Origin of the sequence: Vibrio sp. RM-69-4 (assembly GCF_024743775.1) — a bacterium.
GTDB lineage: Bacteria > Pseudomonadota > Gammaproteobacteria > Enterobacterales > Vibrionaceae > Vibrio > Vibrio anguillarum.
Genome location: NZ_JAMQXI010000048.1, coordinates 64,911 through 85,981, shown reverse-complemented (window position 1 = coordinate 85,981; position 21,071 = coordinate 64,911). Strand labels below are relative to the sequence as shown.

The following is a 21,071-nucleotide window of genomic DNA, read 5'->3' as shown; positions in this document are numbered from 1 at the left end:
CACTGGAGCCAAATCAATTACTTGATTTGAGCTTTTGTTATTTGAGGTTGTGCATTATTGAGCGTTGATGCTACCTCCAGAATATCTTGCCACTCATTGTAAGCTGATTGGTACCAAACTTGCTCCAGAATGACCGCTTGTGAATCTTGTGCTTTGGTAAGGTTAGAAACGACGTTGTTGGTTTCATTGTATAAACTGAGCACCGTGGTTTGTAGTGTATCTAAGGATCGGCTGATCGCCGCACAATCGTTGTTAACTTGATCGACACTTAGCAATAGGGCATTGAGAGACGCGATTTGTTGTTGATCTTGAGAGAGCGTTTGTTGATCGTGGTTGATGGTATTTAAAGATGATTGGATATCGCTTTGCAGGCTAGATATTTCACTTTGTGCTTCTACAATAGAGCTAACACCAAACCCTGCCAATATCAAAGAACCTCCCAGTGTAAACGGAGCAAGCACCACGCCAAAAATCGTTTCAAATATCCCTTTCTTACGCTGCGATTGAGCATTCGCAATGGCGGTTTTAAATGCTGCTATCTGCTGTTTCATTAGATCAATTTGGGCGTTAGTGGCGATAATTTCTGCTTGGATGGAAACTTCTTCTTGCTGGATCTGTGCAATAGTTTGTTGCAATGTGTTATGAGCATCTTCCACTTGGCGAGCCCAAGCATTCAATCCCTCATCATAACGTTTTATATTTGATGTAAGACTTTGAATCGGATTTTGTAATGTTAAGATTAATGAAGTGAGCTGCTTTAGTTGAGCGGCGTCAAAACGGGTTTCTAGTGCTTTGAATAAGGTTAAAATTTGAACATTAGAATCTTTGAATGTATTCGCAATGGAAAGAACACTGTCCATAATGTCATTTGAAAAATATAAATTACCACTCAAACGCCATTGTCGTACCAGTTTTTGCACCGCATTTAAATTTTGTTCTACCTGAGCATACCAATGTTCTGCATTGCCTTGATCAATATAAGTTTCAACAACGCCTTGGCATGCAGAATTTAGTAACACCATAGCGCTAATAGATGCAGGAATGTCGGTTTGAAGTTGCTCGCTGGCTGATTGATTCATGATGGTCCTCGAAAAAGAATAAAAGGGGGCATAACCCCCTTTAGTAATGTTTAAGCTGCTTGTTTTACTGCAGGTGCTAACTCTTTCGTTTCGATAGCTATTTTTGCGCTAGCTAGCTGTTTAGCAAGTTCAACCGCATCATCCCATTCGTTTTTCGCTGCGTCAGACATCACTTTTTCCATAATAATGCTCTGCATGGATGCACCATTATTAAGCTTGGTTACTACATCATCTAACTCGTTGCCAAAGACAGTCCACGTCGTTTCAAAATCAGATAATACTGATGTCGATGTTTCAATCGCTGAAACGACGGCGCTACTGGCATTGGAAAGCCCTTGTAAAGCGATAATCTGTTGCTGATCTTCAGCTTTTTGTTTTTGTTCTTGCGCGATGCTGTCGTAGTCATCATCAATTTGATTTTGTAATACGCCCCACGTAACGCCACCAGCAATAATCGATGCCGCGCCAACGGCTGCGATACCGCCGGAGACTACAGCTGCGGTGCCGGCGGTTGCGACGGTAAGCGCAACGCCTGCGACGAGCATAAAGATGCCAACACCAACCGCAACTTGTGCATAGACTAGATCTTTATTCAGTTTCTCAATGGCTGCACGATTGTTGTCTATTGCGTTATTCATGCTTTCAATATCTGTTTGTAAATCGATAATTGTTTTTTGAATATTGGTCGCACCATTGACTAAGTCATCATGTGCTGCTTGCATTTTCACCCCCCAATCAGAGAGTTCCTTATTCATCCCTTTGACTGTGGCTTCGATACCGCTGACTTGAGAAGATAGGGCGGTCATAATCTGTGAAGCTTGCTGAACCGTTGTATTGTCTTTGCCACTTGCTGTTGGATCCGCTTTATATAACTCATGAATGGCATCGATTGATGCTTGGAAAGTGGCGTCAAAATTAATTACGCTGGAGGGAATCGATGCTGATACTTGTGGTCCCAAATCGTCAATCCATTGCTTAGCAACCAATTTTGCTGAGTCTAATTTTTTACTCAGGTCATCAAACCAATCTGGTTTTACCGTAGGTGGCGTAAATTGTGTGTTTAAAATGGCATGGCACTGCGCTGTGATGACTGTGGTTGCCAAAAATGCAGATTGAGTGGTTTGCTGTGTTGGGTTCAACTGAGTAACTTGTTGTGACATTGTGTATCTCCTTTACTGTTCTTGAATGGTGTTATTTAGCGTGTTGACTAAAACGGGTTTTCCAATGTTTGGCGGTAAACTAATGAGTTGCACAAATTCTGAAATGGTTTTCCATGAGGCTGAAGCAATCTTGATGGTTTGCAAATCAGTCAATAGGGCTGGGTCTGAACCGCTTTGTAAGGCGTTGATCAGTTCGTTTACCTTGTCTAATTCGTCTTGCCATAACAATGAAAGTGCTGGCAAGCTATCATCAATCTTTAGGAATTCTTCGCTCATGTTGCTGAGGGTTTGAATAATGGCTTTAGTAATGGCAGCCGCTTGTGCTTCTTCACTGGCTAGTGTTTGTAATTGAGTGAGTTTGTCTAAATCTTGTTGTACCTCTTTCGCGCTCGATATTGTGCTGTATGCACTGTAACCAACCGTGAATAGCGCACCAGCAAAGGAAAGGAATGGCACAGACGTCGTTGCTCCCATTACGACACCGTAGGAAATAGTGACCATACTTTGTATGTAAGCTTTTCCTGCTCTTAATTGGGCCGCCGTGACATTGGCTCCTAAACTGGCAATGGATTGCGATAGAGAGCCTATCTCTGTTGCAATGCGTACCATTGCTTGTTCTTCGCTCGCAAGTTCATTCCAGCCATCTTGAATGCTGGACGCGAGCAGCTCCTCTGCATTTTTCGCTTGGCTGTAAGATTTCGTGAAAACTTGCTGAGCTTCATTTGTTAACGTGATATTTTGCTTTAACGTTTTTTGCAATAATTGTAAGCATTCAATCCATTGCTTCGTACTTGTTATCGCCTTACTGTTTTGTGCGCAGGCATCGAACGTGGTCTGATAATTAATAAACGATGTAATAATTTGCGCAAAAATTTTAGGCTTTTGTTGCATAAACTCATTCATTACCGCTCTTAAGATCTCAGTCCTGCTTCGAACTTCTACGAGCCAGTTTGGATCTTTTGCTACATGGCCAATAAAGAGAGAGTTGCATGTTGCATCGTAGTTACTAATACCTAAAAAATCAGTATATACGTCGGTCAGCATATTTAATGCGGTATCAACATTTGGGCTTAACATGAGTTCGCCCTCTACAGTGAAATAACGAGGAAAGGATCAAACGTTAATCTTGCACCATCAATAGACAAGGTCGCATTGTATTGTTGTGTGCTGGCTTGTCCTTGCGCTTCAACTCGGCCTTCCCAGAATTCATCACCGCTTAGTCCTTGTTTAGTGGGTATACAAACTCTGTCATTTATCATTTGCCCATTAAACTCGACAATATCAACTTCATTGTCTGGTGAAATAGCGACAACTCGCCAGCATAATAATTGGCCGTCTTTACAGGCTGTTTTTAACTCAGCTTGGCCTTCATTACCCGAGCCCATATATTTATTTGTATCAATGAGATAAATGTTACTTTGCAGATCTCGACTTGCAAGCGCTGCTGCTGCATCTACGACCATGAGTATTTCTACTTTTTTCATACAATGTTCCTTATTTAGATGGAGTTATTGAATAGATGGAGTTATTGAACTTCGAGATAAGGTGAAAAATTCATTGTTATTCCGTTTATTGAAAGAGAAATGGTATATAGATAACGCCCAGTATCCCCGCGAGTCTGAACTCTGCCTTCCCACGCGTCATTAACAGGGCTTGGTAAGCAAGCTTTTTGATCAATCATGTCACCAGAGAATCCCGTTATATTGACTTCGTCATCTGGTGAAATGGCGCAGCTACGCCAGCAAATAAACTGACCATCTTGAGATACCGTGTGGAGTTGGCACGTTCCTTCATCCCAAGAACCAAGCCATTGGTTACTATCAATTAAGTAAACGTTATCCATTAAGCTCGTGGTTGCTAATGCTCCGGCACAATCAACCACGATAAGTATTTCTATTTTTTTCATTCAATACCTACTGACGTTTATTTATGGATCCACAGAATATCACTGTACTGATTTAACCATTTCGAATGGTTTTTTTGGTTATATCTATTAAATCTTATTGATATTAGTGTTGATATTTACATGTTTATAATCTTTATGTGGCTAAATATAGTTAGTGATTTCAGTTAATCAAGGTTGCATAACTAATATGTACATATCAGCATGTACATAAAATAATTTTATAATGATATTCATGGATAGATCTTAAGTTTAATTTCATTTTTGTTATTTATTAATCGCTTAATTTGCTAGCTTAATCATGTTTTTTCGTGAGATATTGAAAGGGATAATAAACGCTCATTTACTTGATGAAATTTTTATTTCAACAATACTGGTTATTTTTACTTAACTTTTTAATAGGTAGATAGTATGTCTGTGAGATAAATGAGGTCATCTACAATATTAATTATAGATAATTTCATTTTTGGCATTAACACTATGTTTAATCTAGCTAATAATATTGATTAAATTATTAGCTAGAATGACTTAACGCTAAGCGATGAGATCGTTTTTCCAGCTTTGAGCGATGAAATCAATGAATTGGCGAACCAATGGGGTTTGATAGCTACGAGAAAGATACACAGCCCATAGTGCGCTGCTTGGGCTGTGAAACTCTGGCAAAACGCGTACTAGTGTTCCTGAGGCGATAAAGACATTTGCAAGATCGCATGGTAGCCGTACGATGCCTTTGTGATGTAGGGCAGCACGGCATAAAATTTCCATATCATTAGCGCGGATGTTGCCATTCACGGTGACAGAGATCTGTTCATTGTCTTTAACCACATCCCACTTGTTATTACTCATGTGCACAAAGCAGTTGTGCTGGGTTAAGTCATTGGGTGTATTGATAGGAGGGTGTTGGTTGAGATAGCTAGGGGAAGCGCATATGACGGTGCCGACGCTCATTAAACGGCGAGCGATGAGCGTATCATCCGGCTGTTGGGTAAAACGCAGGGCAATATCCACGCGTTCATCGACCAGTTGTGAAAGGCGATCTGAAGCGACAATGTCAATTAACACATTGGGGTGTCGTTGCGTGAAGTCTTCAACAACGGCCAATAACATGTTTTGAGCAAGGCCTATCGGCGCGGCAATGCGAATGGTACCGTTTAAGAGTTGTGACTGTTCCAACGCCCGTGTTTCAAGTTCGGCAGTTTGGTGCAAAATTTGTTCGCAACGGATTAAAGCCTCTTCACCGGCGGTGGTTAGGCTGACTTTGCGTGTCGTGCGGTGCAGTAACCTCTGCTTTAACCAATCCTCAACTTCTTGGACATGACGTGACACTTGTAATCGACTTAAGCTCAAGTTGTCTGCGGCTTTGGTAAAACTGGCAGTATTTGCCACTTCGATAAAACTGCGCATGGCGGTTAGTCTGTCCATGGTAGGCCTTTATTAGATACGAATATTGATACAATCTACATCATTTTTGGGTGTTTTTCCTCCTTCGTTTAACTACTAGACTACAATTGTTGTCGAGAAACAGAAACCGAATGAGGAAATAAATTATGAAAATTGCAGTATTAGGCGCATCAGGTTGGATTGGTAGTCACATTGTCAATGAAGCAAAAGCACGGGGCCACGAGGTGATCGCGTTAGTGCGTGATTCAAGTAAAGTTGATGCTGAAGGTGTTAGCGTTCAACAATTTGATTTACAACAGCCTTTGTCAAAAATTAGCGCTGCGTTAGCTGGTGTTGATGTCGTGATCGCTTCTATCGGCGGACGTGCAGCTGGCAACCACGATATTGTTGCGGCTACAGCGCAAAAACTGCTGTCAGATCTACCGCAAGTGGGTGTGGATCGCCTACTGTGGGTTGGTGGTGCGGGTTCATTGGAAGTCGCTCCCGGTATCAAATTGGTGACCGTAGAAGGTTTCCCTGAAGAGTACAAAGGGGAAGCATTAGCGCAAGGCGAAGCGTTGGATCTCTTCCGTGCGAGTACAAGCAAGGTTAATTGGACATTTGTTAGCCCGGCCGCTGAGATTTTTCCGGGTGAGAAACAAGGTGCTTACCGTGTGGGCGGTGACGCTCTATTGTCTGATGCTGAAGGTAACAGCAAAATCTCAGTCAGTGACTATGCCCTCGCGATGATCGATGAGTTAGAAAGTGCCGCTCACCCTCGTCAACGTATTGGTGTTGCTTACTGATACCAGACCGATAGATCCATTTGGCTATTCTCATGATCGAAAATTGCTGATAACGTGAACGAAGTAATGCTCTCTACGGGCATTACTTTTCTTTGTTTCGCTTATAGGCATTTTAATGGAAATGTTCAGTAGTACGGCGCTTATCGCCATGTTTCTTATTTTCTTGGGTTCATTTGTGCAAACGGCGATTGGTTTTGGTTTAGCGATCGTCGCAGCGCCCTTGCTGTTCTTGATCTCCGCCGACTACGTTCCTGCCCCCATTTGTATCGTGGCGCTGTTTATTTCTATCTTGAACGCCTTAAAGCATCGCTCGAACATTGAGCTTGGCGGTTTAAAAATGGCGCTGATTGGTCGCGTTCCCGGTTCAATTGCGGGCGGTATCCTTCTGGTTTTAGTCTCGACGGATGTACTGGCGTTATGGCTTGGTTTATTGGTGTTATTTGCCGTGGCTGTTAGTTTATTGCCGTATCGCATCGAACCTACCCCGATAAAAATGGGTATTGCGGGTTTTTTCTCCGGTTTCTTTGGCACCAGTTCCGCGATTGGTGGGCCGCCGATGGCGTTGATCCTACAGCATCAAGAAGCGAATCAGTTGCGTGGCAATCTTTCGGCATTTTTTGTGTTTAGCTCGATCATCTCTTTGATTATTCAAATACCGGCAGGTTTTCTGACGTTACATCATTTATGGATAACGATTCCGCTTATCCCCTCAGCTTGGTTGGGTTATAAGTTGGCGATGATGACCACGCAATCACTACCCAAAGATAACATCCGTTTCGCTGCGTTGCTGCTTTGTACGATAAGCGGCGTTACGGCGGTATGGCATGGTTTAGCCTAGCGTTAATCTTCCGTTCAGGTCATGCAATGATACTGAAAGGGTTTATGGGTCTATTTTATACGGAGTAGCAGTGATGAGAACAATCGGCAATATTATTTGGTTTTTACTGGGCGGAGTGTTTATGGGGCTCGCTTGGTGGTTTTTTGGTCTCCTTGCCTTTATCAGCATTATTGGCATTCCATGGGGGCGTGCTTGCTTTGTTATCGGTAACTTTTCGTTTTTTCCTTTTGGACAAGAGGCGATTTCCCGTGATGAATTGACCAATCAGCAAGATATTGGTACCAGCCCATTTGGCTTAATCGGCAATGTGATTTGGTTTGTTTTCGCTGGTTTTTGGTTAGCCGTTGGTCATATTTTATCGGCGGTGGCGTGTTTTATTACCATCATTGGCATCCCTTTCGCACTACAGCATTTGAAACTCGCGGTTATTTCTTTGGCTCCGATTGGTAAAACCATCGTCCCGAAAGAAGAGGCGGCGAGAGCTCGCTATTCTTCTTATCGTTAATATAGGTTTTGTTTTTTGCTCCTTTTCTCTCGTGTTGCTCTCTCAGTGACGAGGGGAAGGGGGCATCTTGCCAACGCGATTAATACGCTTTAATCCCAAACTCTCGCAGTTTTCTAGGCAGAATGTCATCTAAATGCGCAATGTCTTGCGGATGAATATTAATCAGAGCAAAGCCGTGATCGTGGTAAATCGCTTGAGTTTGTAAGCGCGTTTTTTCGTCGGTTGCGCCACTATCTGAGCCCCAATATTGTAAATAGACTTTCCCTGTTGGCAGATAAAAATCGCACATCACATCAGCTTCTATCGGCAACTGACGCTCATAAGCGTGGACGACGCCCGCCAAATAGAGCCAATTATCGATCAATAATTCGCCGGTCGAGCGAACATAGTGGCCGTCTAAGGTGCGATGTTTTGCCTCAAATTTTTGGCGAAAGTGGGACAATGATTTATCGGTCGATTGGCTGTGAGCCTCTTGCCCTAAAAATTCGACGATGGATTGTTTCAGACGTTTATGGCGAGTCACCGTATCATGCCAAACAACAAAAAATTGCTCAGAAGATTTATCTTCACGTTGCTGGGCGCCAGCTCTGAGCCCAGCCTCCGTTACTTGCCAGCCTTTTTCTGTTTTAGATATCCAGCCTAACTCTCTCAATAGTTGATTTATTTTTTTGGGGTTGAGCCTGAAATGATCGCCAAGTTGAGTGGCACTTAACGTTTTCCCGCTGGCGGCTTGTGTGTCGACGAGCAAGTTTTCCGGCCAGACAATAAATTGGCCATATTGCGTGTGCTGGGCGTATTCGCCGCCAAATTTTGCTCCCAGTTCTGTTAATACCCACTTGTTGTCGAAGCGGTTAATGTACCCTGCTTTTTGGAGGTTACTGAATAGTTGTTTAGCGTCTGTATTACGCAATTTAGCCAGTGCCGAGGTTGAATGTTTTTCTACCATCGTTCTCTCCTATCTCTCTTGAAATCGATCCAACAGATTGATATCCCTACCTTACTTGAATTTTTAATAAATGACAGTGTGAGAGCATGAGATCGTTTTTAAAAAACGGAGTGGTTTGAGTGAATAATGCTTTTATTAGTATCTTAAATTGAATCAGTGAAGTTCATTATTGGATCTATTTGTTCTAAATAAAAAACAATAAGATGTTATTACTTCGAACAATGAATGAAAGGTAAACACAATGACAATTTCAAAACCGTTGATAACGGGTTTTTTGCTAGCAAGCACTTCTTTCTCAAGTTTAGCCGCATTGACGTTTCAAACGTACAACCCAGGGGAAAATGGAGTCTTTCCAGTTAGCTCAACACTGATCAGTGGTGAGAAACAAGCGATTTTAATTGATGCTCAGTTTGGTACAAAAGATGGCCAAGCTTTAGTGGACATGATTAAGCAGTCAGGTAAAGAACTTAAGGCCATCTATATTAGCGCTGGTGATCCTGATTATTATTTTGGTCTAGAACCGTTGGTTTCGGCGTTTCCTAACGTTGATGTTTTAGCAAGCCAAGCGATTGTGGAGCATATCAAGTCGACGAAAGACGCTAAGCTACAGTTTTGGGGCCCGATACTAGGAGAGAGTGCGCCAAATAAAATTATTGTCCCTAAGATTTTTGACCACAGCGAGTTTTCATTAGAAGGTGAGAAGATCGAAGTGAAAGAGCTTAATACACACCAAGCTTACTTATGGGTGCCTTCTGAGAAAACGATTGTCGGTGGTGTAGCGGTTGTCTCTGGTATGCATGTTTGGACGGCTGATAGCCAAACCCTGAAAGCGCGTGGTGAGTGGGTTCAAGCTTTAGAGAAAATGCAGATGCTTAAGCCAAAGAAAGTCATTCCTGGACATTATTTTGCTGATATACCGCAGGGTATCGAAGCCGTAAAATTTACTAAAACCTACTTGGCGAAATTCGAACAGGCTATTTCAACCTCGAAAGACTCGGCACAAGTGGTATCTAAAATGGTCGCAGCTTATCCAGCGCTTCCAGGTAAAGAGGACCTTGAATTAAGTGCGCAAGTTAATATGGGTGAGCGTACTTGGTAACAATATCAACGCGAGTTATTGGCTCGCGTTTTCTACTCCAGACGGTTTGGCTTCAACATTGCCTGTTTTTACCCATACGTTACTCAATTTATACATGGCGCAGACACTGCATGTGAGCACTTCTCCTTTGCCATGGATCACAAGCACGATATCTTCTCGTTTTTCTTTCGAGTTATTGCGTAGCTGGATCGTCAGTTGATTACCATCCACACTGTAAGCGCGAGACCAGTGCTGAGTTTCAGATTCAGCACGTACAACACCCTCTTCGAAAATCAATAAGTCATCATTGAACTGGTTGTCATAAGTCCCTTTGAACTCATAAGTTTCACGGTTTAACCAACGTTCAAGGTCATCTTGAAAACAGCCTTGCAAAGTGGCTGTAAGGACGAGAATACTGATTGATTTTGCCGTAGATCTTATCATGTTGCTGCAACCTCTATTGTTGTTCGCTCAAGTTTTAATAAGCTCGCTTTACGGTTTAAGCCCCCCGCATAGCCAGTGAGTTTACCACTTTTTCCGATCACTCTATGGCAAGGAACGATGATCGAAATTGGATTTCTACCATTGGCCAAGCCGACAGCCCTTACGGCTTTGGGGTTACCGATCGCCTCTGCAATCTGTTGGTAGTTCCAAGTTTCGCCATAAGGTATCTTGCATAATGCTTGCCACACAGATTGTTGGAACTCGGTGCCTTTTGCCGCTAAAGGTAAAGTAAATATAGTCCGTTTCCCGGAAAAGTACTCATCTAACTGTTTGATAGTATTGATGAGTATAGTGCAGTGTTCGGATTTTACCCCTAACTCTGTTGGCATGGTGGTTTCGGTTTCAAACCAAGCCCCCAATAAACCTTGCTCGCAGGCTTGCAATGTCATGATTCCTAAGGGGCTGTGATAGTGGGTGAAGCTATTCATATTAGTAATTCCAACAGTGAAAGGTGGCGTAACTTCCCCAAGGTGAAACCTTGTCTGCGTTCAGCTCAGGAAAATGGCTTAAGGCCTTCTTAACCACCAAATCAGTGTCTAGAAAGCAATCTGAATCGGACTGACCTCTTAACCTAGCGTAGTTTACGGTCCACGGCCCAATACCTTTTAGTGAAAGCCAAGCATCCACATCGGCTTCAGGGTGTTGGCACATGAATTGAGCAAAGCGTGTTAAGGTCTCTTTTCGGCTGTGTGGCATCTTTAAAAAGTGCAAATCAAGCTGTGCGATTTGTTCCGGGCTTGGAAAGTAACTGCTCGTATTTTGAGCTGGGTTCACCGCATCGACTAATCGGTTGAGCTGGCCAATGGCTGCTTTTATCGAAACTTGTTGACCTAAAATAGCTCTGACTCCCGCCTCCCAACAATTCCAAACGCCGGGAATGCGGATTCCTGAACGAGTGACTAAACCCGGAGCGCAGCCTTCCAAATAGGCCTCGATGTGGCTGATGTCGGCTTCGAGGTCAAATAGGCGGCGTAATTTTGCCACCAAGTAACGCAGTTTGGTGATGTCTTGCAACTCGAATTCAACCTCTAAATGGGCCTCAGAGGTTAAGCTGGCACGAAACCAGCCGGTCGTATTGTGTATGTTGAAGGTGCGTTGATAATGATTGTTACTGACCTGTTCAATGGCGTTTACTGCACGTAATCGATAGAAATCTAGCATATGTTGCCAATCGAAAGGGCCGCGAAAAGAGAGTGTTAATAGGTTTTTTGTCATCAATGCAGTTTTAGATTGCCGCACTTGGCTGGGGGTCAGTTGCAACGTTTTGATAAACGCATCGTTAAAGCGGCGGGTACTGTTGAACCCACAAGCGAATCCTATATCGGTAATGGACAGAGCACTGGAATGCAACAACTGTTTAGCAAACATCAACTGATGGTACTGAGCATATTGTTTCGGTGACACTCCTAAATGGGTTTGAAACAGTTGTCGTAGGTAGCGGTCACTGATCCCCAAACGTTCGGCAAATTGAGCCAGATTGCTCGATTGTAATTCACCTTGCTCAATAAGCTTGATTGCACGCAAGAAGGTGGTTTCAACTCCTTTCCATGCCCAAGAATGAGGTGCACTGTCTGGGCGGCAACGTAGGCATGGCCGATAACCCGCTTGTAGAGCCAGTGCGGAGTTGGCGAAGTATTCAACATTCTTTTCTTTTGGCAGGGTTGCCGGACATATTGGGCGACAAAAGATGTTGGTTGTTTTGACGGCAACGAAAAATCGTCCATCAAATCGCGGATCACGGCTAGTGCGAGCCTGTTGGCATTGTTCCTTATCGAGTTCCATCCATGGTGCCATTTGGTATAACGAGCCTTATGCAGTTGTTATAAGCTAAGTGTATGCATGAATTCTGTCGATACTAGCCATTTTCGGAACTGGATGGCTTTTTCTGCGGTTTCTCTTGAAAAAGGATATTCATAACGCTGTATTCAATACCCGCTACAGCGTTATGAATTTGTTGGGTCAGTCGAGAATGACCTCGCCCGCTTGTTGTAATGAGTAAGCACTACTAGGGTTGATGTTTTTGACTAACTTTTCCACTTGCATAATGGCTTCTATCGATGAGCTGTTTTTTCGGTAGCTGAGGAAGATGGGACGCTGCCAATCTTCCACATTGTCAATTCGATACAATTGGCCAGAGTGGATAAAAGGTTCAACAAGTGAGGTAGGAAGGTAAGCGCTTCCCCCTTTTTCTAAAATGAAATCAAGTGCGATACGAGCGGTCGAGGTGCGCAAATAGGGGGTTGGCGTCTTCGGATGTCGCTCAGCATGCTCGGAGGCGAAACGGCTTCCCCAATCGACGTACACGTATTTATTATCAAAGGCGGTTTCCAGTGTGTCAGGACGCGTCGAAACCAATACCAGTACTAAATCTGCGACTTTTTTGCAGTTTAGCTCTTCGGCTTTAATTGGGTCAAAGGCAAACGCCATATCTAAGGTACGCTCCAGTAGGCTGCGGTTGAGCTGCTCGCGCCCCATGACTTCCGCCATAAACCCATAACCACTAAAAGCATCAGTCACAACGCTTAAACAGTTTTGTAGATGAGCATCCCAAACGTTGGGCGTTCCCCCTAATGTCAGCTGTAAAGCTCGGCCATTTTCCAAAGAGAGCTCAAACTTGGCTTGTTGCAAGGTTGCCACCATCACTTCGGCATAGCCAACGAGTCGTTCTCCTGCCGATGTGAGCTTTATGTTGTTGCGATCACGCGTAAACAGTTGAGCATCAAAATAATTTTCTAATTGCTTGATGCGTGCGCTGACGGCGGCTTGGGTCAAATAAAGGTTTTCAGCTGCTCGCCCAAAATGACGTACTTTGGCGAGTTCGAGAAAAGTGCGAAAAACTTTTACATCCATATTAAATCCTCTGAAATTACCCCGTCAGATTAACAAGGAAGTGCAATTATGACGATAAAAAATTTTTGTTTTTCTTTTCGGAGATTTACGCCTAATTTTCGCGTGATCTATCGCTACATGGTAGTAGCGCCATTCACATGAGGTTGATATGTCTGAGACTGAATTCCGTCACGGAAAAAAACGTTTTTACGACAATACAAAGTTTCCACGAGGCTTTGCTAAGTCTGGTGATTTTACTCTTGCAGAAGAAGAACTTCTCGCCATTTATGGTGGTACCATGCTTGGCCTTGAATCTGGTGAACTCACGCCAGAGAATGCCGAAGAAGCTCATTTTGTTAAGGCGATTGAAAACCCAGGTAAAGCGAAATCTAAGTTAGAGCGTGTCTGGTTGAAATACACTCAACTTGCTCGTGGTCGTAAGCGTTTCCATACGTTGAACGGTCGCAATAAACCTGAAAGTGGTGACGACTATAATGATGAAGAAGTTACCTTAACGGAAGAAGATTAATCTGTATCTCTAATGCAGGATCTTAAGCCGTAATTTGGTCAGCTTTCTCATTTATTTCTTCAGCCTTATTGTCTCAATAAGGCTGACAAACTTGCTCGCATCGCCTTTCATATAAGAGATCTCTGTGCAAAAGAGTGTGACTCAATCAAGATGAGAAAAGTGCTTTCGCTCAAAGCCCTAGTATTGATGACTCACTCGGGCTTTGCATTATCGCTACTCTGCTCATTTGGTCGCGCTTAGCCAATCCATGAGCTGGGTCAACACCGCTACTTAGCCAAAATGGCTACTTTTTTTAAAAAGCTGTCGCGTAGATGCTCTTGGTCATAATCGAGATGGTAGGTATTGTGGAAGCCAACTTTTAGCTCCACACCATTTCCTCGCATGTAAATGTTATAGCCGTCATAGTCTGAAAAAGCTTCGATACCTTCATAGATTTTCCCGAACTCAGTCGGTGTACCATGCGCCATTACTGTTTCATAAGCATGGAGAATTTTCGCGGGTTCAAGTTCGTTTTTCATGGCATTTGCTCCTTTCTTGCTTGTTACTCCAAGTATGGGTAATGAATGCACGCTTCGCCAGATAGTGGAGTGATAGCGACTCAAACTTTACTTAATTTTATAGATGAATTTTTATCTCATTTGGTTATAGCATGTGCCGTATTAGTTAAGCTTACCTGTAGAAATTGCTACAAATTTAAGCGCATTTCTGGTTGAGATTTGAAGAAAGAGCGAAAATTTGACCTAAAACAATGGCAGTCACCCAATACTTATTTTATAATGCGAATTAATGTTCTATTACACCATAATATTCCAATAACTAGGGGCCAATCATGAGACTTATCCCGTTAAAACAGGCTGCACAAGTCGGCAAGTGGGCAGCAGCACACATCGTAAAACGTATCAACGCATTCAACCCAACGGCAGACCGTCCTTTTGTATTGGGTTTACCTACTGGTGGTACACCATTGACGACTTATAATGCACTGATTGAAATGCATAAAGCAGGCGAGGTGAGCTTTAAGCATGTCGTGACATTTAATATGGATGAATACATTGGTATTCCTGAAAATCATCCGGAGTCATACCGCTCATTTATGTATAACAATTTCTTCAATCATATTGATATTCAAGAAGAAAATATCAACTTACTGAATGGCAACGCACCAGATGTTGATGCAGAATGTAAGCGCTATGAAGACAAAATTAAATCATACGGCCGCATTAATCTATTTATGGGTGGTGTGGGTAATGATGGGCACATCGCGTTTAACGAGCCTGCTTCTTCACTTTCGTCGCGCACTCGCATTAAGACACTGACAGAAGATACACGCATTGCAAACTCTCGTTTCTTTGATGGTGATATCAACCAAGTTCCTAAATACGCGCTAACGATTGGTGTAGGCACACTGCTAGATTCAGAAGAGATCATGATTTTGGTGACAGGCCACAATAAGGCGCTGGCTTTGCAAGCGGCCGTGGAAGGAAGCGTCAACCATTTGTGGACAGTCTCCGCACTACAACTTCACGCGAAATCAGTGATTGTATGTGATGAACCATCGACTCAAGAACTAAAAGTGAAAACCGTAAAATACTTTGCGGAATTAGAAGCAAAAAATATCGAAGGTTTCTAAGTCTCTCCCTGTTGGGAAAGGACATTCATAAACAAAAGGCCTGCTAACATCAGCAGGCCTTTTTACACTTTGTAGCAAATGGGACTTTCTATCAAATGGGGAAGTGCGAACGAAATCGGTAGTTGAATTAACCTTCAGCAGCGATTTTCGCTTCTTTTAATTCAACTACTTGTTTCTCCGGGGCAGGGTAGGTTACTCCATTAAAGCGCCCACCTTGTTCAATGCTCAAGTCGTCGCTATAAATAGACCCTGTGACGCTCCCTTTGCTTAAAATTTCAATTTTAGTCGCGTGACATGTGCCTTGGAACTCGCCATTAATGATGATGTGGCCTGCGTACAGCTCACCATTAACCGTGCCTGTTTCACTAATGACGATGGTTTTATCAACGTGCAATTGACCTTCTACCGACCCGTCAATTTGAATGTCGCTTTCTAACCTGAGTTCCCCACTAATGGAACAGCCTTTTGCGATGAGAGTTGTAGCTGAGTGCTGACTCTTAGCTCGACTTTGTTTACTAAAGATTCCCATCGGATACCTCTTACCTTACTAAATATCGTTTCAAAATCATTCACGCCCCAATCAACAAAAGGTCTTGGATCTAATGAACGGCCGACAAATCGAATTTCATAGTGCAAATGTGGGCCAGAAGATAACCCACTGTTTCCAGAATAAGCAATTAAGTCGCCCTTCTGTACAAAATCGCCCCCTTTCACGGCAAATTTTTGCAAATGAGAATAGGAGCTGGTAAATCCATAAGAGTGCTGTAAGCGTAAAAAATTGCCTGACCCTTTATCACTGGCGCGAGTGACTTCGGCAACGCCATCGGCTGGTGCATAAATTGGCGTGCCTATGTTAACCGCAAAATCTTGCCCGCGGTGAATTTTGACGTTGCCAGTGACAGGATGAATACGCTCACCGTATCCTGACGAAATTCTCGCATTATGCACAGGTGCACCGCTGGGTATTTGGGTCAGCATCACCATTCTAACTGAAGAAGTGATAGCGGCGGTGTCTAAACGTGATTCTAATTCCGCTCCGCTTTCATCCATACCCAATACTTTTTCAAGATCGCCGAGCCTGTCTGAAACAACCTGCATCTTTTCTTCTCGTTCGAGCAGGTCATTCTCTAAGCTGCTTTTTAGCTCCTTTAAAGAGGTGACTTCTTCGGTCAGTGACATCGACTGGCTCTCTAACTCTTGTTGCTTAAGTTTAGCAAAATCAACTTCATCAAGAAGGTAATAGATAACGCCGCCAGTGGCGAGAATGCTGGCAACCAGCACATAGCCAAAACCTTTTAAAAAATGTCGGAACCATTTACCGAGATGAAAGTGCTTCGTCCCATGGATGGATGAAACGGAAACAACCACTCTTTCTTTCATGAATTCGTTCACAGCGTCTATGGTTAACAGTACAGCCGATTCTAACAGGGAATGCTCAGGGTCAAAACATTTTGCGTTGTAAGGCTATACTCGTCCCACCTCTTATTGTTCGGTTTGTGAATTGGAGCGTATCCTTGGCCTGCTTTTAGAGGAAGCTCCGATGTTGTTAGTAAAAAAAGCCATATTAATGTATGAGCTAATATTAATATGGTTTTGTGTATATAAGTTACAAAATAGACAATATGGAAGTGGTGGCTTTATTTTGATTAGTGAAATAAAGATGTAATTGTGATGTTTATCACTTTCGGTTCTTTAATTTTTAATAATTAGAGTGAAATTGTGATTTGAATCTCTTTTTTATCAAAAGTTAAAATTCAAAAAGTATGATATTGATCGATTAAATATTGTTGACAAGTTGTATTTTTGTTTTTTGTTGTAAATTTACATGTCAATTTAATGACCATGATCACGAAGAAATGATTTGTAAGCTAGGATTTATGAGGGGCTGATCACGAAAAACCCGTCGTCAGTTCCAGAATGAAATTGTGTGGTAAATTGATTGTGTACTAAGCAATCAACGGTTTTTCGCAGAACCGTTACAACAACAATATTCATCAGAACATCGAACGGGGAATCCACATGATATCACCAGATGCAAAGATCAAGATACAAAATTTTGGTCGCTTCTTATCTAACATGGTTATGCCAAACATTGGCGCGTTTATCGCGTGGGGCTTTATAACCGCACTATTTATCCCAACGGGTTGGCTACCGAATGAAACGTTAGCATCTATGGTTGGGCCGATGATTACTTACTTATTACCACTGCTGATTGGTTACACGGGTGGTAAATTGGTTGGTGGAGAACGTGGCGCTGTTGTCGGTGCCATCACCACAATGGGTGTGATTGTCGGAACCGACATCCCAATGTTTATGGGAGCCATGATGGTTGGCCCTATGGGTGGTTGGGCGATCAAAACCTTTGACCAACGTGTTGAAGGTAAAGTAAAAAGCGGTTTTGAGATGTTGGTAAACAACTTCTCGGCAGGCATTATTGGTATGCTTGGCGCAATCTTGGCGTTTTACCTTATTGGGCCATTTGTTAAAGTGCTCTCTGGTGGTTTAGCGGCAGGCGTAAACTTCTTAGTTTCAGCACACCTTTTACCACTCACCTCTATTTTTGTTGAACCCGCGAAGATCTTGTTCCTTAACAATGCGATTAACCACGGTATTTTCTCACCGTTAGGTATTCAACAAGCCAGTGAAATGGGGCAGTCAATCTTCTTCTTAATTGAAGCAAACCCTGGCCCTGGTCTCGGTATTTTGTTGGCTTACATGGTGTTTGGTAAAGGTACAGCACGTCAAACAGCTGGTGGCGCTTCCATCATTCACTTCTTCGGCGGCATCCATGAGATTTATTTCCCATACATACTGATGAATCCACGTCTGATTCTTGCAGCGATTGCTGGTGGTATGACAGGGGTGTTCATTTTGACTCTCTTCAATGCAGGTATTGTTTCTCCAGCGTCTCCTGGCTCTATCTTTGCAGTGCTACTGATGACACAGAAAGGATCGATTGTTGGCGTATTATGCTCAATATTTGGTGCGGCAGGTGTGTCCTTTACCGTTGCGTCATTATTGATGAAAGCACAGAGCAGCACCGAGGAGGAAGGTGATGAAGCGGCGTTAGAAAAAGCCACATCACAAATGAAAGAGATGAAATCGAGCGCAAAGGGCAATGTGACGGCGGCTTCTCAAAAAAGCAATATTGATTTAGCCAACGTGAAAAGCATTATTGTTGCTTGCGATGCGGGTATGGGTTCAAGCGCAATGGGCGCAAGCATGCTGCGTAAAAAAATCAAAGATGCGGGCTTAGCGATTCACGTCACTAACCTTGCCATCAATAGTTTGCCGGAGAACGCAGAAATCGTGATTACTCATAAAGACCTGACTGGCCGCGCACGCACACATGCACCCAGTGCACAGCATATTTCACTGAGCAACTTTTTAGACAGTGAAATGTACAACCAGCTTGTGACTAAGCTTTTGGCAGCTCAACGCCCTAAGGCGGCGAATGATAGCGATGTGGTTAAAGTATCCATCCTCGCTGCGAATGACGACAGCTTTGAAATTCAAAAACCGTCCGTTTTTCAAATCCAAAAAGAAAACATTCACTTAGGTTTGAATGCCGCTAATAAAGAAGAAGCCATTCGTTTCGCTGGCAATAAGTTAGTTGAGCTTGGCTATGCGGAGCCTGAGTATGTTGATGCCATGTTTGAACGTGAGAAAATGGTATCCACTTATCTTGGAGAATCGATTGCCGTTCCTCATGGCACCGTCGCCGCCAAAGACCGTGTGATTAAAACGGGTATTGTGATTTGCCAATATCCTGCTGGTGTGCAGTTTACGGACGACCAAGATGGCGTAGCGAAACTGGTTATCGGTATTGCCGCCAAAAATGATGAACATATTCAAGTTATTACCACCATTACCAACGCACTCGATGAGCCTGATGCTATCGAGAAGCTCACCTCAACCAGAGACGTGAGCGATATCTTGGCCATCCTATCGGGTAACCAAGCAGCGTAACGCTTTTGCTCCTGAGGCAAAACGAGGTCGGCTGTTCCCCTATACTGCTGACCTCACCTCAATTGAAGCATTAAGCGCTCTTTTCTCTTTTAGATAAGTTTTTGGTAGGTAAGATTATGAAAAATGCAGTACATTTTGGCGCGGGTAACATTGGTCGTGGTTTTATTGGTAAATTATTGGCCGATGCAGACATTGAAGTGACTTTTGCCGATGTCAATGAACCTTTGGTCGATCAATTGAGTCATCGTCAAGAATACAAAGTAAAGGTAGTGGGTTCTGAGTGCAAAATTGATACTGTCACTCATGTCACTGCGGTGAATTCAGCCAGTAATGATGTGATTGATCGCATTGTAAAAACGGATTTGGTCACTACAGCTGTCGGCCCTGCAGTGCTTGATATCATTGCGAAAACGATCGCCAAAGGCATCACCAAAAGATTTGAAGCGGGCAATGAGCAGCCACTCAATGTGATCGCTTGTGAAAACATGGTTCGCGGTACAACACACCTGAAAGGCGAAGTGTATAAATATCTAGACCCATCGCTGCATGCTAAAACCGATGAGTTAATTGGTTTTGTCGATTCCGCGGTGGATCGCATTGTGCCACCTGTCGAAGCCGCGAACGATGACCCGTTGGCCGTGACGGTTGAAAGTTTCAGCGAATGGATTGTTGATGAACAGCAATTTAAAGGTGAGATCCCCAACATTGAAGGGATGGAAAAAACCAATAATCTGATGGCTTTTGTTGAGCGTAAACTTTTCACTCTAAATACTGGGCACTGCATTACCGCCTATTTGGGTTGTTTGAGTGGTCATAAGACGATTCGTGAAGCGATTGAAGATCCTGCAATTCGTCAGCAAGTGAAGCAAGCCATGCATGAAAGCGGTGAAGTACTCATTCGTCGTTACGGTTTTGACCCTGAATTGCACGCCGCTTATATCGAAAAAATATTGAGCCGTTTTGCCAACCCATATTTGGTGGATGAAGTGGATCGCGTTGGTCGTCAGCCAATACGAAAATTAGGCCCCAATGATAGATTAATCAAGCCATTACTCGGTACAATCGAGTACGGTGTTGAAAACAAAACGCTATTGAAAGGGATTGCGGCGGCCCTTAAATATACCAACGACAGCGATCCTCAAGCAGTCGAGCTTCAAACATCATTGAACCAATATGGCGTATGTAAAACACTGGCCCATTACACAGGGTTAGATGAGCAGAGCGAGCAGGTTAAGCAAATTGAAGCGATCTACAAACAGCTTTAATCACATAAATACTTTGGAGGGCGCTAATGCCCTCCCTTTATAACAACAATTAGTACAGCGTATGGCAGATAGAATTAACGAAAGCGATATAATTGAACGACTGAATAGTGCCCATTCGGTGCGCGGATTCTTTATTACGACGGTTGAAGTGTTCAATGAGGCGATTGACGCATTAATGCAACGCATTTTTCGCAAAGATAACTTCGCTGTCCAATCAGTAGTTGGCCCTCTATTGCAAGATTCTGGACCACTCGGCAACTTGTCTGTCAGGCTAAAACTGCTGTTTGGCCTTGGGGTATTACCTGATGATGTTTACCACGATATTGAAGATATCATCAAACTGCGTAATCAACTCAACAGTGATGGTGCTGAATACGAGTTTACCGACCCGAAAATTTTGGTGCCGATAAAAAAGCTCCATTTGGTGGCCAAAATGGGCATGGTGCAGTTGGAAGTATTGGAACCGGATGGCGACATTGAACTGGATTTTTACCAGCTTCAACTTCAGCGTCAGCAACAAATCATCAAATCCGGGCTCTCATTGGCGATTGTTGAAATTTGCAATGAACTGAACAAAGAGAGCCCATTTTAACCTCATCCCAGACAGGCAAGGATTGCCTTTTCACTGAGTTCTACACCTCCCTTTTTAA

At 43.2% G+C, this 21,071-nt stretch carries 23 protein-coding genes; 9 read left to right on the top strand and 14 right to left on the bottom strand.

Annotated elements, in window-relative coordinates; all coding sequences use genetic code 11:
- Nucleotides 1-17: 17 nt before the first annotated feature.
- The 6 genes from NB504_RS07100 to NB504_RS07075 form a co-directional block, all read right to left on the bottom strand.
- Nucleotides 18-1,079: an enterotoxin gene (locus NB504_RS07100; protein WP_019283034.1), complete on the bottom strand. Its 1,062-nt coding sequence runs from the start codon at nt 1,077-1,079 to the stop codon at nt 18-20.
- Between the two features lie 50 nt (nt 1,080-1,129).
- Nucleotides 1,130-2,239, bottom strand: coding sequence for a cytotoxin MakA (makA, locus tag NB504_RS07095; RefSeq protein ID WP_000082912.1), 1,110 nt, complete (start codon nt 2,237-2,239; stop codon nt 1,130-1,132).
- A 12-nt stretch (nt 2,240-2,251) separates the two neighbouring features.
- The gene (locus NB504_RS07090; protein ID WP_029388404.1) at nt 2,252-3,142 is read right to left on the bottom strand and encodes a hypothetical protein; all 891 of its coding nucleotides are present in this window, start codon (nt 3,140-3,142) and stop codon (nt 2,252-2,254) included.
- A gap of 185 nt (nt 3,143-3,327) precedes the next feature.
- Nucleotides 3,328-3,723 (bottom strand): hypothetical protein, encoded by a 396-nt coding sequence (locus NB504_RS07085; protein ID WP_013868236.1) that lies wholly within the window; start codon nt 3,721-3,723, stop codon nt 3,328-3,330.
- 41 nt (nt 3,724-3,764) lie between these two features.
- A complete protein-coding gene (locus NB504_RS07080) occupies nt 3,765-4,145 on the bottom strand; it encodes a hypothetical protein (protein ID WP_013868237.1) in 381 nt (126 codons plus the stop codon).
- A gap of 531 nt (nt 4,146-4,676) precedes the next feature.
- A complete protein-coding gene (locus tag NB504_RS07075) occupies nt 4,677-5,564 on the bottom strand; it encodes a LysR family transcriptional regulator (RefSeq protein WP_170894940.1) in 888 nt (295 codons plus the stop codon).
- 125 nt (nt 5,565-5,689) lie between these two features.
- On the opposite strand from NB504_RS07075, the gene NB504_RS07070 reads away from it, so the two are divergent.
- The 3 genes from NB504_RS07070 (at nt 5,690) to NB504_RS07060 (ending at nt 7,671) form a co-directional block, all read left to right on the top strand.
- A complete protein-coding gene (locus NB504_RS07070) occupies nt 5,690-6,328 on the top strand; it encodes an NAD(P)-dependent oxidoreductase (protein WP_017049335.1) in 639 nt (212 codons plus the stop codon).
- A 115-nt stretch (nt 6,329-6,443) separates the two neighbouring features.
- A complete protein-coding gene (locus NB504_RS07065) occupies nt 6,444-7,166 on the top strand; it encodes a sulfite exporter TauE/SafE family protein (RefSeq protein ID WP_013868241.1) in 723 nt (240 codons plus the stop codon).
- A 73-nt stretch (nt 7,167-7,239) separates the two neighbouring features.
- Complete coding sequence (locus NB504_RS07060; protein ID WP_026027764.1) at nt 7,240-7,671, top strand: YccF domain-containing protein; 432 nt, start codon at nt 7,240-7,242, stop codon at nt 7,669-7,671.
- A gap of 79 nt (nt 7,672-7,750) precedes the next feature.
- Here NB504_RS07060 and NB504_RS07055 read toward each other — a convergent pair whose 3' ends face one another.
- Nucleotides 7,751-8,617, bottom strand: coding sequence for a glycerol kinase (locus tag NB504_RS07055; RefSeq protein WP_258428560.1), 867 nt, complete (start codon nt 8,615-8,617; stop codon nt 7,751-7,753).
- A gap of 241 nt (nt 8,618-8,858) precedes the next feature.
- Here NB504_RS07055 and NB504_RS07050 point away from each other — a divergent pair, with 241 nt between their 5' ends.
- Entirely contained in the window at nt 8,859-9,716 is an 858-nt protein-coding gene (locus NB504_RS07050) for a Vmh family MBL fold metallo-hydrolase (protein ID WP_258428559.1), read from the top strand.
- 15 nt (nt 9,717-9,731) lie between these two features.
- Here NB504_RS07050 and NB504_RS07045 read toward each other — a convergent pair whose 3' ends face one another.
- The 4 genes from NB504_RS07045 to NB504_RS07030 form a co-directional block, all read right to left on the bottom strand.
- Nucleotides 9,732-10,139: a hypothetical protein gene (locus NB504_RS07045; protein WP_013868244.1), complete on the bottom strand. Its 408-nt coding sequence runs from the start codon at nt 10,137-10,139 to the stop codon at nt 9,732-9,734.
- Nucleotides 10,136-10,627: a methylated-DNA--[protein]-cysteine S-methyltransferase gene (locus NB504_RS07040; protein WP_094134237.1), complete on the bottom strand. Its 492-nt coding sequence runs from the start codon at nt 10,625-10,627 to the stop codon at nt 10,136-10,138. Before NB504_RS07040 ends, NB504_RS07045 begins: the two co-directional genes overlap by 4 nt.
- 1 nt (nt 10,628) lies before the next feature.
- Nucleotides 10,629-11,981, bottom strand: coding sequence for a DNA-3-methyladenine glycosylase 2 family protein (locus tag NB504_RS07035; protein WP_258428558.1), 1,353 nt, complete (start codon nt 11,979-11,981; stop codon nt 10,629-10,631).
- A 177-nt stretch (nt 11,982-12,158) separates the two neighbouring features.
- Nucleotides 12,159-13,049: a LysR family transcriptional regulator gene (locus NB504_RS07030; RefSeq protein ID WP_013868248.1), complete on the bottom strand. Its 891-nt coding sequence runs from the start codon at nt 13,047-13,049 to the stop codon at nt 12,159-12,161.
- A 148-nt stretch (nt 13,050-13,197) separates the two neighbouring features.
- Here NB504_RS07030 and NB504_RS07025 point away from each other — a divergent pair, with 148 nt between their 5' ends.
- A complete protein-coding gene (locus tag NB504_RS07025) occupies nt 13,198-13,557 on the top strand; it encodes a DUF413 domain-containing protein (RefSeq protein ID WP_105976921.1) in 360 nt (119 codons plus the stop codon).
- A 266-nt stretch (nt 13,558-13,823) separates the two neighbouring features.
- Here NB504_RS07025 and NB504_RS07020 read toward each other — a convergent pair whose 3' ends face one another.
- Nucleotides 13,824-14,075 (bottom strand): DUF3081 domain-containing protein, encoded by a 252-nt coding sequence (locus tag NB504_RS07020; protein WP_017044957.1) that lies wholly within the window; start codon nt 14,073-14,075, stop codon nt 13,824-13,826.
- Nucleotides 14,076-14,386: 311 nt separating this feature from the next.
- Here NB504_RS07020 and nagB point away from each other — a divergent pair, with 311 nt between their 5' ends.
- Complete coding sequence (nagB, locus tag NB504_RS07015) at nt 14,387-15,187, top strand: glucosamine-6-phosphate deaminase (RefSeq protein ID WP_064626540.1); 801 nt, start codon at nt 14,387-14,389, stop codon at nt 15,185-15,187.
- Between the two features lie 127 nt (nt 15,188-15,314).
- On the opposite strand, the gene NB504_RS07010 is transcribed toward nagB, so the two are convergent.
- Both NB504_RS07010 and NB504_RS07005 read right to left on the bottom strand, forming a co-directional pair.
- Nucleotides 15,315-15,611 carry a polymer-forming cytoskeletal protein gene (locus NB504_RS07010; RefSeq protein WP_305951630.1) on the bottom strand — a complete coding sequence of 99 codons (297 nt, stop codon included), beginning with the start codon at nt 15,609-15,611 and terminating at the stop codon, nt 15,315-15,317.
- Nucleotides 15,612-15,619: 8 nt separating this feature from the next.
- Nucleotides 15,620-16,567: a M23 family metallopeptidase gene (locus NB504_RS07005; RefSeq protein WP_094128595.1), complete on the bottom strand. Its 948-nt coding sequence runs from the start codon at nt 16,565-16,567 to the stop codon at nt 15,620-15,622.
- A gap of 639 nt (nt 16,568-17,206) precedes the next feature.
- Between NB504_RS07005 and NB504_RS07000 the strand changes: the two genes are divergently transcribed.
- The 3 genes from NB504_RS07000 (at nt 17,207) to NB504_RS06990 (ending at nt 21,013) form a co-directional block, all read left to right on the top strand.
- Nucleotides 17,207-19,156, top strand: a complete 1,950-nt coding sequence (locus tag NB504_RS07000) for a PTS mannitol transporter subunit IICBA (protein ID WP_094133869.1) — start codon at nt 17,207-17,209, stop codon at nt 19,154-19,156.
- A gap of 116 nt (nt 19,157-19,272) precedes the next feature.
- On the top strand, nt 19,273-20,421 hold the full coding sequence (locus NB504_RS06995) for a mannitol-1-phosphate 5-dehydrogenase (RefSeq protein ID WP_026028875.1): 1,149 nt from the start codon (nt 19,273-19,275) through the stop codon (nt 20,419-20,421).
- A gap of 61 nt (nt 20,422-20,482) precedes the next feature.
- A complete protein-coding gene (locus tag NB504_RS06990) occupies nt 20,483-21,013 on the top strand; it encodes an MltR family transcriptional regulator (RefSeq protein ID WP_010319258.1) in 531 nt (176 codons plus the stop codon).
- Nucleotides 21,014-21,071: the final 58 nt, after the last annotated feature.

Excerpts from the sequence above, each read along its gene's own strand:
- NB504_RS07100 (WP_019283034.1), bottom strand. The coding sequence starts at position 1,079 with ATGAATCAATCAGCCAGCGAGCAACTTCAAACCGACATTCCTGCATCT.
- makA (WP_000082912.1), bottom strand. The coding sequence starts at position 2,239 with ATGTCACAACAAGTTACTCAGTTGAACCCAACACAGCAAACCACTCAA.
- NB504_RS07090 (WP_029388404.1), bottom strand. The coding sequence starts at position 3,142 with ATGAATGAGTTTATGCAACAAAAGCCTAAAATTTTTGCGCAAATTATT.
- NB504_RS07085 (WP_013868236.1), bottom strand. The coding sequence starts at position 3,723 with ATGAAAAAAGTAGAAATACTCATGGTCGTAGATGCAGCAGCAGCGCTT.
- NB504_RS07080 (WP_013868237.1), bottom strand. The coding sequence starts at position 4,145 with ATGAAAAAAATAGAAATACTTATCGTGGTTGATTGTGCCGGAGCATTA.
- NB504_RS07075 (WP_170894940.1), bottom strand. The coding sequence starts at position 5,564 with ATGGACAGACTAACCGCCATGCGCAGTTTTATCGAAGTGGCAAATACT.
- NB504_RS07070 (WP_017049335.1), top strand. The coding sequence starts at position 5,690 with ATGAAAATTGCAGTATTAGGCGCATCAGGTTGGATTGGTAGTCACATT.
- NB504_RS07065 (WP_013868241.1), top strand. The coding sequence starts at position 6,444 with ATGGAAATGTTCAGTAGTACGGCGCTTATCGCCATGTTTCTTATTTTC.
- NB504_RS07060 (WP_026027764.1), top strand. The coding sequence starts at position 7,240 with ATGAGAACAATCGGCAATATTATTTGGTTTTTACTGGGCGGAGTGTTT.
- NB504_RS07055 (WP_258428560.1), bottom strand. The coding sequence starts at position 8,617 with ATGGTAGAAAAACATTCAACCTCGGCACTGGCTAAATTGCGTAATACA.
- NB504_RS07050 (WP_258428559.1), top strand. The coding sequence starts at position 8,859 with ATGACAATTTCAAAACCGTTGATAACGGGTTTTTTGCTAGCAAGCACT.
- NB504_RS07045 (WP_013868244.1), bottom strand. The coding sequence starts at position 10,139 with ATGATAAGATCTACGGCAAAATCAATCAGTATTCTCGTCCTTACAGCC.
- NB504_RS07040 (WP_094134237.1), bottom strand. The coding sequence starts at position 10,627 with ATGAATAGCTTCACCCACTATCACAGCCCCTTAGGAATCATGACATTG.
- NB504_RS07035 (WP_258428558.1), bottom strand. The coding sequence starts at position 11,981 with ATGGAACTCGATAAGGAACAATGCCAACAGGCTCGCACTAGCCGTGAT.
- NB504_RS07030 (WP_013868248.1), bottom strand. The coding sequence starts at position 13,049 with ATGGATGTAAAAGTTTTTCGCACTTTTCTCGAACTCGCCAAAGTACGT.
- NB504_RS07025 (WP_105976921.1), top strand. The coding sequence starts at position 13,198 with ATGTCTGAGACTGAATTCCGTCACGGAAAAAAACGTTTTTACGACAAT.
- NB504_RS07020 (WP_017044957.1), bottom strand. The coding sequence starts at position 14,075 with ATGAAAAACGAACTTGAACCCGCGAAAATTCTCCATGCTTATGAAACA.
- nagB (WP_064626540.1), top strand. The coding sequence starts at position 14,387 with ATGAGACTTATCCCGTTAAAACAGGCTGCACAAGTCGGCAAGTGGGCA.
- NB504_RS07005 (WP_094128595.1), bottom strand. The coding sequence starts at position 16,567 with ATGAAAGAAAGAGTGGTTGTTTCCGTTTCATCCATCCATGGGACGAAG.
- NB504_RS07000 (WP_094133869.1), top strand. The coding sequence starts at position 17,207 with ATGATATCACCAGATGCAAAGATCAAGATACAAAATTTTGGTCGCTTC.
- NB504_RS06995 (WP_026028875.1), top strand. The coding sequence starts at position 19,273 with ATGAAAAATGCAGTACATTTTGGCGCGGGTAACATTGGTCGTGGTTTT.
- NB504_RS06990 (WP_010319258.1), top strand. The coding sequence starts at position 20,483 with ATGGCAGATAGAATTAACGAAAGCGATATAATTGAACGACTGAATAGT.